This window comes from Mycobacterium sp. (assembly GCF_035653355.1).
Classification (GTDB): Bacteria; Actinomycetota; Actinomycetes; order Mycobacteriales; family Mycobacteriaceae; genus Mycobacterium.
Map to the genome: position 1 here is coordinate 1 of NZ_DASRBZ010000302.1, position 9,167 is coordinate 9,167.

Consider the following 9,167-nt stretch of genomic DNA (forward strand, 5'->3'; position numbering starts at 1 on the left):
ATCGTCGGTTGGCGGCGAAGCGGCTCGCGGACGCTCCGGCAGCAGCCCGGGCGGTATTTCCGTCGTAGCGGCGTTCTTGCGTGGCTCCGGCGGCGATTCCTCATAGCGAACGAACTTGCGGTACGCGTACACACAGAACCAGGCGAAGAGCGGCCACTGCAATGCGTAGCCCAGGTTCTGGAAGGTGCCCGACGCCGACTGAAATCTCGTCCACTGCCACCAACCGAGAGCCAGGCAGCCACTGGCGGCGATGATCACCAGCAAGATCAGTGCTGGCCTCCGACGACGCGTAGTGGACACCTTTTGACGGTACCGCGCTGGTCCGTAAGCGCTCACGCCTTGGGCCCGACGAACTCATCAAGGCGGGCAACCGCTGCCTTGCGGTAGACGGCGACCTGATACTTGCCCGGCGTCGTCCACGGAATTCCTAGGTCGTCCAGCGCCGCGCAGAACAACCCTCGGATATCGTCCGATCGGTTCGAAAAGTGATACCGGACGCTCCGTACACCGCGATCTTTAGCCACCACGCGGCAGCCGTCGCTGTCGATCAGGCCCCGGATGAATTCCTCTGTGGCTTGTTTGACGAGCACTTGCTGCCATTCCTCCAGTCGAATGGGCCTCAAGTGCTTTTTGCCTGGACCATGCTGCGGAAAAAGACATGGCCAGTGCGTCGAGTAGAGCGATACCTCCGTGCAACGGTCGGACCGCAGTAGCGTGGCCGCGCGCTGTCCGGGCATAAGGAGGTTGATCGCCTCACGGCAGCTTTCGATGATGCCCGGGTATTTCGCGTCGAGGACGATTCTTAGACGCCAGGTGCGGGGGTGCCGCGAGACGCAGCCGTCGCCGAGATACAGGCCGAATAGATAGCAGTACGCCGACGGCGGTAGCGCAGAAAAGTCATGGTCGATGCCGCAGGCTGACGATGCGCTCGGACTCCTTACTCGCGTTGGCTTGGATCGCCATTCCCAGACTGTCCTCCGAGGTATACCTGTCTGACGAGCGATTGCGCAGTCGTTCATGCCGATTGCGATGAGGCGCTGCACTGCTTGGAACTCTTCGGCCGACCGCACCATTGCACCTCTCTCGCCGTGATGACCCCCACCGTAGGAACGACCACCGACAGATTCGTCGACGTGCGAAGCGGTACCATCGCTAGGCCAGCGGGCGTGATGAAACTGGCAAACATGCCGGCTTTAGGTGCCGGTGCTCGAAAGAGCTTGAGGGTTCGAGTCCCTCCGCCCGCACTGATGCGATTGCAGCAATTTATTCAGTTTTTACATTGACGGTCATCGAACAGGCGGTAGGTTCCAGCGTCAACTTGTGGTACTCGTATCCATTGCAGCGCAAGCACATTCAACCGTCCATAGACCATGCGGGGTGACCTTGCGCGCCGGTGCCTGTAGACCGCCACGTGGAGTCATCCGGTGGACGACGTCGGCCATCGAAGTCAGGCGCGACCACGGCAAGGGAAAGCATGGCGGCTTCCTGGCACTGAAGCGTCCATTGAACACAAATGCGCGCAAGAACCGAGCGGACTTTTCGGCGTGGCTCTAGTCAGGGATTGTCCCACTTTGTAACATCCGTCTTACGGCGGTGTCGCTGCTAGCAAAATAACGGTTATCCCGCCGCCTTGCGGCTGTGGCAATACGCTTATATGCCGGGTATCTCCGCGAAGGAGAGGGATCATGCGGCGGTTGTGGTCTCCGCGAATGGTTGCAGCGTGTTAGCCCGGCATCGGGGCGCGGTGGCATGCAAGGGGCCGACGCCAATCCTCGGGCGCCCTTTCGTACCGCAGCACGGCTTTGGGACGTGGCCCTGGTGAACTGGTCAGACAATGTGACGACGGCATTCGCAGTGCTGCTGACTATTGGATTGGCCGGCTTGGCTTTAGTCGTGATGGGTTTCTTCGGCGGCCCGACAAGAGAGGTTCGGCAACCGGCGTCCGTCACGGCCGGGGCGCAGAAGCCTCCCCGCCGATCGCGCGTCGACCATGCGAGGGCGCAAGCCGAACCGAAGCCGTCGCGACTGCAGCTGAAAGCCGAGGCGCGGGCGCGCGCACAAGCCCGAGAAGCGGAAACTGTGGCCGCTGAGGCGCGCGTGCGGGCAGGAGCAGCGGAAGCCGAAGCCCTGGCCGCCGAAGCCGGAATTCTGGCTGCCCAAGCCGAAGCTCTGGCCGCCGAGGCGCGGGCGCGGGCGGAAGCCGGCAAAGCGGAGGCTCTGGCCGCCGAATTGCGGAAGCGGGCGCGGGTGCGGGCCGAAGCCGCCGAAGCCGAAGCTGTGGCCGCCGACGCGCGGGCGCGGGCGGAAGCCGCCGAAGCCGAAGCTGTCGCCGCGGAGGCGCGGGCGCGGGCTAAGGCTGGCGAAGCGCAGGCCCTTGCCGCTGAGGCGCGGGCGCGTGCCGAAGCCGCCGAAGCCGAAGCCGTGGCCGCCGAGGCGCGGGCGCGGTTAGAAGGTGGCGAAGCCGAAGCCGTGGCCGCTGAGGCGCGCGAGCGGGCGCGGGTGCGGGCGGAAGCCGCCGAAGCCGAAGCCGTGGCCGCGGAGGCTCGGGCGCGGGCGGAAGCTGGCGAAGCGGAAGCTGTGGCCGCGGAGGCGCGGGCGCGCGCGGAAGCCGCGGAAGCCGAAGCTGCGGCCGCCGAGGCGCGGTCCCGAGCCGTCAAGCTGCGGCTTGAGGCGGAAAGCAGTCGCCGGCCGCTTCGTCGCACCGATTAGGTACATATCGCAGCCTGCCATCGGCCCGGATCATCGCTATTGCGGTATATGACGTTGCCATTAATGCTCAGCGACCCCGACCGCCCCGCTGGACTAACCAGATGCTTAACGCGACGGATGCGATCACGATGAGGCTGAGCAGGATGGGGGTTGTCATCGCAGTAATCTACCGGTGAGCGACGAGCCACACGAGACCGCTAGATCGGATGGGCGGCGAACCACTCGAGCAGCAAGTCGGCGATGGCGTCGGGCTGTTCGTCGGGTATCCAGTGGGACACGCCATGCAAAGTCTCGAAGCGGTATTCGCCAGTCACGTAACGGCCGCAGTTGTGAGCCGCTTTGTCGAGCACGGCCGTATCACCGTCGCTCCACACGTACAGCGTCGGGACGCTGATCTTGCCGATTGCCCTTCGCATGTCCGCCAGCGGCATGGCCCGATACCAATTGAGCGCGGCTGTCAACGCACCAGGCTCAGCCATTGCGGTCCCGTCGCGGTCGGCGGCCTCAGCTGACTGCCCGCTGGATCGCAGTGCCTTCGCCAACTGGGCCGGATTTCCTTGCCTGCCAAGAAGAAACAACTCCGGGAGGCGCGGCAGCTGGAAGACGTACATGTACCACGATGCGAGACCCTGACGACTGGTAACGAGAGCCCTCAGAAACGCGGCCGGGTGTGGCACAGACAACGGCGACACTGTCGCAACGCGGTCCGGCATTTGCGCGGCGACGCCCCACGCCACCACCGCGCCCCAGTCGTGACCAACCAGATGCACGCGGCTCGCGCCGCTGGCATCGATCAATGCACGGACGTCCTCGACGAGTTCGGGCATGCGATAGTCACGCCGCCGCGTAGGACGGGCACCGGGCGAGTAGCCCCGCTGATTGGGGGCCAGGCAGCGATATCCTGCTTCGCTGAGCCGGTCGATGACCTTACTCCAGCTGGTATTGAACTGGGGGAAACCATGCAACAGCACAACGGCCGGCGCGTCATTCGGGCCGGCATCAATCACGTCGAAAACCAGGTTTCCCCGGCGGTATTGGTCCATGGCTTCAGCGTGAGCCTCGACTGGTACGCGAATAGCATTCGGCTCCAGCCACGTCCGACGACGTGCCGACCGTAAGTGCGGCAACGGATTCGCCCCCGATCACGTGGGCGCGCCTTGAGCGCGGTTTCAGCATTGCGTCTCGATCTTGAAGTCGGCCGTTTTCGGCGTCGTGGGATTCTCCGTATTCGTCCCTTGCGCAGTGCCGGTGATCCTGTACGTGCCGTTGGTAAAAGTCGCCTTGGCCGTGCCGACCCCGGCGTCGGCGACCCCGGTGAAGCCGTTGACGTTGTTGATGTTGACGCTCTCGGCTTTCGGATTATCAGACTGCAGTCGCAGCATGGCCTGCACACTGCCCGGGGCCGCACCGATGTCGACCGACACCAACCACTCAACTTGGGTGCACGACACAGCATGCGAGGTGCGAGTGTTGCCGTCGACGGTGATCCGGGCGGTCTTCTGCCGCACCGTTTCAGAGTGTGAACACCCGAGACCACCCGCCATCACTGCCAAAGCGATCACCGTCGTCGCGACGATCCGGTTGCTCACCGGGCACCTCCGTTCGAGCAGCGATGCGGTGCTGCCTCCCGCACCAATTTCTACCAGCCAACTCGGCGCATCAAGGCGTAATCCGACGAACCCAGCGGTGTGCTGATCGAGAGCTATGGCAGTTGCCGTATGGCTTACAGTTGACAAATCAGTCTAAAGACCATCCGCTTACCGGCCAGCTGGGAGGCACGTTGCCGAGCAGAATGACCAACCCGTCGCTGCGATGAGTGCTGCATTGTCTATACCCCGATACCCAAACGACGTGACCAGTGAGTGGCTGTCGGTCGTCCTCACCGAGCGCGGGACGCCGGTCGAGGTCTCGGAGATCGGTGTTGTGCCCATCGGTACGGGACAGACGGGTGCGACGTTTCGGGTATCGGCCAGTTATGCGATAGCGCCGGCGGGATTGCCGGATACCTTCGTCGTCAAATTGCCTGCCCAGGACGACACGGTGCGCGACCGCGTGGTCATCGGTTACCGCAGTGAGTGCGCGTTTTACTCGTCCATTGCTTACCGGGTGCAGATCCCCACACCGCAGTGCTTCTACTGCGCGATCACCGAAGACGCTACGGAATATGCGCTGTTGCTCGCCGACCAGGCACCGGCCGTGCAGGGCGATCAAATCGCGGGCTGCGGTGAGCAGGAGGCCCGCCTGGCGGTGACGGCGCTGGCCGGTCTGCACGGGCCGAGCTGGTGTGATCCGGTGTGGCTGGATTTCCCAGGCATCGCGTTCGCCCGGCCAGATGAGGCGTCAGCCGGCGGTCTCGGCGAGGTCGCGAAGATGAGCGCCGACATCACCCTGAGCAAGCTCGGCGACCGGATGAGCACCGAGGACCGGGAAACGTTCACCGCCGCAATGGATTTGGTTACGCAGTGGCTGCTGGCTGAACGAGACCGGTTCGCGTTGCTGCACGGCGACTATCGGCTCGACAACATGCTGTTCAACCGAAAAACCAACAGCATCACCGTGGTCGACTGGCAGACCCTTGGTGTCGGGTTGCCCGCGCGGGACCTCGCATATTTCACTGCCACCAGTCTCAGGCCGGATCTGCGCTCCTCGATCGAAATACACCTTGTCGACGAGTATCACCGGACGCTGTCCGGCTACGGCGTCACCGACTATGACCGTGAAACGTGTTGGCGCGACTACCGACTCGGCATGCCGCAGGCACTGCTGATCTCGGCTTTGGGATTCGCCTTCGCCACGGCCACAGACCGCGGCGACGACATGGTGCTGACCATGCTGCAGCGCGGCTGCCAGGCGATCCGCGATTTGGGGACGCTCGAACTGATCGGCTGAGGATGCGGTTAGAGGTCGCCAGTGAAGTCGGCCGTGAGCCAGCGGTCGGGTCGGATGGTGAACAACACCTCCTCGTGGCCTTCCATACTGCGAACGAATGCGCGGCCACCTTCCTCGCCGAGGTAACGGATGGCAATGGCTTCCTGTACGTCCGCTGGAGCGGGGCGGGTGGTTCCGGTGATGGTGCCCTCCACCGCCACGTATTGATAGGGCGGCTCCTCACGCTGGACCACGAGTGTCACCGCGCCGGCCCGCTCGATGAGCCGCGCCTTGCGAGTTGAGGGCCCGGTCATAATCCGGATGTTTCCACCAGGGGAGTAGTCGTACCAGATCGGAACACTCGCCGGCGGCCAGCCGTCAGCGGCTGCGACGGAAAGTACGGCGACATGCTTGGCGGCGAGGAAGTCCTGACGTTCGGTTTCGGTGAGAGCTTTCATGTGGCGTGAAAACGCTAATCCCAGAGTTCTATTCCCGGTGCAGGCCGGAAGGCCGAATCAGTATTGGGTAGAACCCTGGTCGACCGGGATGCGAGCCGCTGTGACATGGCGTGATTCATCGCTGGCCAGCCAGCACACCGCGTCGGCGATATCTTCGGGCTGCGACACCCAATCGGGCAGAAACGGTGTGAGCACGTTGGTCAACTGTGGGTTGGTTTCGCTGGCTTTGCCGATCGCCGCGACCATGTCACCGCTACCCATGGGGGTGTTGACCGGACCTGGATGCACGCTGTTGACCCGGATCGAATACTTGCCCAGCTCAGCGGCGAACGCGCGGGCCATCCCGGTCACGGCGTGCTTGCTGGCGGTGTAGTGCACCATGAACGGCTGCATCTTCATCCCGGCGGCGGAGCTGATCAAGATGATCGAGCCGCCTCGGCCGCCGTCGATGATCTTCTGCGCCCCGGCCATTACGGTGTTCCAGGTGCCGGTCACGTTGACGTCCATGACATCGCGGAAAGACTCCGGCGTGATCTCGTTCCAGGCTTGCGGAGCGGCGATGCCGGCGTTGGCGACAATGATGTCGAGCCGTCCCAGGGCCTCCACACCGTCGTCAACGGTCTCGCGGAGCGCGTCGAAGTCGCGGGTGTCGACGACCGAGGCGAGGATTTTGCGGCCGGTTCCTTCGACCAGGCGAACCGTCTCGTCGAGATCGTCCGGGGTTGCGGAGTCATAGGGCACGCAGGGCGGCAGCGTGCCGGCGATGTCGACCGCGATGATGTCGGCACCTTCGCTGGCCATCCGAACCGCGTGTGCACGGCCCTGGCCGCGCGCGGCTCCGGTAATGAATGCCACCTTGCCCGCGAGTCGGCCGGTCATGTCGCTCCTCGGAATGTGTCAGAAGTTGTCACTGTTGACGTTGGGCCGCTCTGACGAGGTTCGACCCGATGATCAGCCGCTGGATTTCGCTGGTCCCCTCATAAAGGCGCAGCAACCGGACATCGCGGTAGATGCGCTCGACGGGGACCTCGCGCATGTAGCCGCTGCCGCCGTGAATCTGCACGGCGAGATCGGCCACCTTTCCGGCCATTTCGGTACAAAACAGCTTCGCTGCAGACGGTGCGATGCGGCGATCCCGATTACTCTCCCATAGCTGAGCGGTGTCGCGGACCAGAGCCCGTCCGGCCAGCACCCCAGTCTGCTGGTCGGCGATCATCGCCTGCACCAACTGGAAGTTCCCGATCGGCGTACCACCTTGGGTGGCGGTGGCCGCGTACGCAACCGATTCGTCGAGTGCGCGCTCTGCTGCCCCCACGGCAAGCGCGGCGATGTGCACGCGCCCGCGGGCCAACGAGATCATCGCTGCCCGATAGCCGATGTCCTCGCTGCCACCCACGAGGGCGGTGGCCGGAACCCGGACATCGGTAAAGCTGACGTCGGCCGTCCACGCGCCTTCCTGACCCATCTTGGCGTCCTTGGCGCCGACCTCAACCCCTGCTGTCTCCGCTGCAACTAGGAAAACCGCGATACCGGGTCCGGCATCATCGGCGGGCCGGGTTCGGGCGAACACCACGAACAGATCGGCGACCGGCGCATTGGTGATAAAGCGCTTCTGGCCGGTGATAACCCAATCGTCGCCATCCCGAACGGCTTTCGTGCGCAGCCCTGACGGATTCGACCCCGCTCCCGGTTCGGTGAGCGCGAAGGACGCGACCACGTCGCCAGCTGCCATCGGCTCGAGCCAGCGGCTCTTCTGCTCCTCGGTGCCGAACCCGACGAGCACCTGGCCGGCGATGCCGTTGTTGGTGCCGAACATCGACCGCAGCGCCAGAGAGGTGTAGCCCAATTCCATCGCCAGCTCGACGTCTTGCATCAGGTTCAGGCCCAGGCCGCCCCACTGCTGCGGGATCGCGTAGCCGAACAGGCCCATCTTCTTGGCTTGGTCACGCAGCTCGTCGGGCACTTTGTCGTTGGCCAGAATTTCCTGCTCGCGTGGGACGACGGCGGCGCGCACGAAGCGGCGGGTCTGCGCCAGGATCTCCTCGAAATCCTCGTCGCTGACTTCGGCCATAGACGGATGCTCCCCTTCCGCGCTTCGGTGCCTACCCCTGGTCGCCCACGATCCTATATGAAATATGATGTTCGCTCGTCTAGCGGTTACCGGGAAGGGGTAGGTGGTTAGGTGTCGTTGCTGACCGGCCGCACCGCCGTCGTCACCGGCGGTGCACAAGGATTGGGATTCGCAATCGCGGAACGGTTCGTCGCCGAAGGCGCCCGAGTTGTGCTGGGCGACATAAATCTTGACGCCACTGAGACCGCCGCCAAGCGCCTAGGCGGCGATGACGTCGCCTTGGCGGTTCGCTGCGATGTCACCGTCGCAGCGGACGTCGAGAGCCTAGTCGGAGCCGCCGTCGAGCAGTTCGGTGGCTTGGACATCATGGTCAACAATGCGGGGATCACCCGCGACGCGACGATGCGCAAGATGACCGAAGAGCAATTCGACGAGGTCATCGCAGTGCATCTGAAGGGAACCTGGAACGGCACCCGTAAGGCCGCGGCGATTATGCGCGAGAACAAACGCGGCGCGATCGTGAACATGTCGTCGTTGTCGGGCAAGGTCGGTCTGGTCGGGCAGACCAACTACTCGGCGGCCAAAGCCGGCATCGTGGGCATGACGAAGGCAGCCGCTAAGGAGCTCGCCCATCTAGGTGTGCGAGTCAACGCGATTGCACCGGGTTTGATCCGCTCGGCGATGACCGAGGCCATGCCGCAACGCATTTGGGACGAGAAGGTCGCGGAGGTCCCGATGGGCCGTGCCGGTGAGCCCGATGAGGTCGCCAACGTCGCATTGTTCTTGGCGTCCGACCTGTCCTCGTACATGACCGGCACGGTCATCGAGGTTACCGGCGGGAGGTTCATGTGACCGGGCCGAGCAGACGTAAAAGCGCCCAATCCGAAGCAAATTTGGGGACTTTTGCGTCTGCTCAGCCTCGAGAGGCCGTGATCTGTGAACCGGTACGCACCCCGATCGGCCGCTACGGGGGAATGTTCAAGTCGCTGACGGCCGTTGACCTCGGGGTCGCTGCGTTGATAGGGCTGCTCGACCGGACCGGAATCCCACCGGAATCGGTG

The 9,167-nt window shown here is 64.0% G+C and carries 10 protein-coding genes, 1 tRNA gene and 1 pseudogene; 5 read left to right on the forward strand and 7 right to left on the reverse strand.

The genetic code is table 11. From position 1 onward, the window contains the following. The coding region (locus tag VFA16_RS10505) for a hypothetical protein (RefSeq protein ID WP_324967751.1) at positions 1–300 on the reverse strand (300 nt) is incomplete at its 3' end. A gap of 32 nt (positions 301–332) precedes the next feature. Continuing rightward, the gene (locus VFA16_RS10510; RefSeq protein ID WP_324967752.1) at positions 333–1,073 is read right to left on the reverse strand and encodes an LAGLIDADG family homing endonuclease; all 741 of its coding nucleotides are present in this window, start codon (positions 1,071–1,073) and stop codon (positions 333–335) included. An 87-nt stretch (positions 1,074–1,160) separates the two neighbouring features. Between VFA16_RS10510 and VFA16_RS10515 the strand changes: the two genes are divergently transcribed. Both VFA16_RS10515 and VFA16_RS10520 read left to right on the forward strand, forming a co-directional pair. Beyond that, positions 1,161–1,244, forward strand: a tRNA-Leu gene (locus VFA16_RS10515). A 574-nt stretch (positions 1,245–1,818) separates the two neighbouring features. Next, positions 1,819–2,709 carry a hypothetical protein gene (locus VFA16_RS10520; RefSeq protein ID WP_324967753.1) on the forward strand — a complete coding sequence of 297 codons (891 nt, stop codon included), beginning with the start codon at positions 1,819–1,821 and terminating at the stop codon, positions 2,707–2,709. 197 nt (positions 2,710–2,906) lie between these two features. Here VFA16_RS10520 and VFA16_RS10525 read toward each other — a convergent pair whose 3' ends face one another. Both VFA16_RS10525 and VFA16_RS10530 read right to left on the reverse strand, forming a co-directional pair. Next, the gene (locus tag VFA16_RS10525; protein ID WP_324967754.1) at positions 2,907–3,752 is read right to left on the reverse strand and encodes an alpha/beta fold hydrolase; all 846 of its coding nucleotides are present in this window, start codon (positions 3,750–3,752) and stop codon (positions 2,907–2,909) included. Between the two features lie 126 nt (positions 3,753–3,878). Then, a complete protein-coding gene (locus VFA16_RS10530; protein ID WP_324967755.1) occupies positions 3,879–4,298 on the reverse strand; it encodes a lipoprotein LpqH in 420 nt (139 codons plus the stop codon). A 223-nt stretch (positions 4,299–4,521) separates the two neighbouring features. Between VFA16_RS10530 and VFA16_RS10535 the strand changes: the two genes are divergently transcribed. Further along, positions 4,522–5,598, forward strand: a complete 1,077-nt coding sequence (locus VFA16_RS10535) for a phosphotransferase family protein (RefSeq protein ID WP_324967756.1) — start codon at positions 4,522–4,524, stop codon at positions 5,596–5,598. An 8-nt stretch (positions 5,599–5,606) separates the two neighbouring features. Here VFA16_RS10535 and VFA16_RS10540 read toward each other — a convergent pair whose 3' ends face one another. Genes VFA16_RS10540 through VFA16_RS10550 form a run of 3 tightly spaced genes read right to left on the reverse strand, consistent with a single transcriptional unit; the run spans position 5,607 to position 8,106 of the window. Further along, the gene (locus VFA16_RS10540; protein WP_324967757.1) at positions 5,607–6,035 is read right to left on the reverse strand and encodes a pyridoxamine 5'-phosphate oxidase family protein; all 429 of its coding nucleotides are present in this window, start codon (positions 6,033–6,035) and stop codon (positions 5,607–5,609) included. A 57-nt stretch (positions 6,036–6,092) separates the two neighbouring features. Further along, on the reverse strand, positions 6,093–6,914 hold the full coding sequence (locus VFA16_RS10545) for a mycofactocin-coupled SDR family oxidoreductase (RefSeq protein ID WP_324967758.1): 822 nt from the start codon (positions 6,912–6,914) through the stop codon (positions 6,093–6,095). Positions 6,915–6,942: 28 nt separating this feature from the next. Then, positions 6,943–8,106, reverse strand: a complete 1,164-nt coding sequence (locus VFA16_RS10550) for an acyl-CoA dehydrogenase family protein (RefSeq protein WP_324967759.1) — start codon at positions 8,104–8,106, stop codon at positions 6,943–6,945. 111 nt (positions 8,107–8,217) lie between these two features. On the opposite strand from VFA16_RS10550, the gene fabG reads away from it, so the two are divergent. Both fabG and VFA16_RS10560 read left to right on the forward strand, forming a co-directional pair. Continuing rightward, a complete protein-coding gene (fabG, locus tag VFA16_RS10555; protein ID WP_324967760.1) occupies positions 8,218–8,958 on the forward strand; it encodes a 3-oxoacyl-ACP reductase FabG in 741 nt (246 codons plus the stop codon). A gap of 41 nt (positions 8,959–8,999) precedes the next feature. Continuing rightward, positions 9,000–9,167 (forward strand): annotated as a pseudogene (locus VFA16_RS10560) (hypothetical protein); the annotation flags it as partial.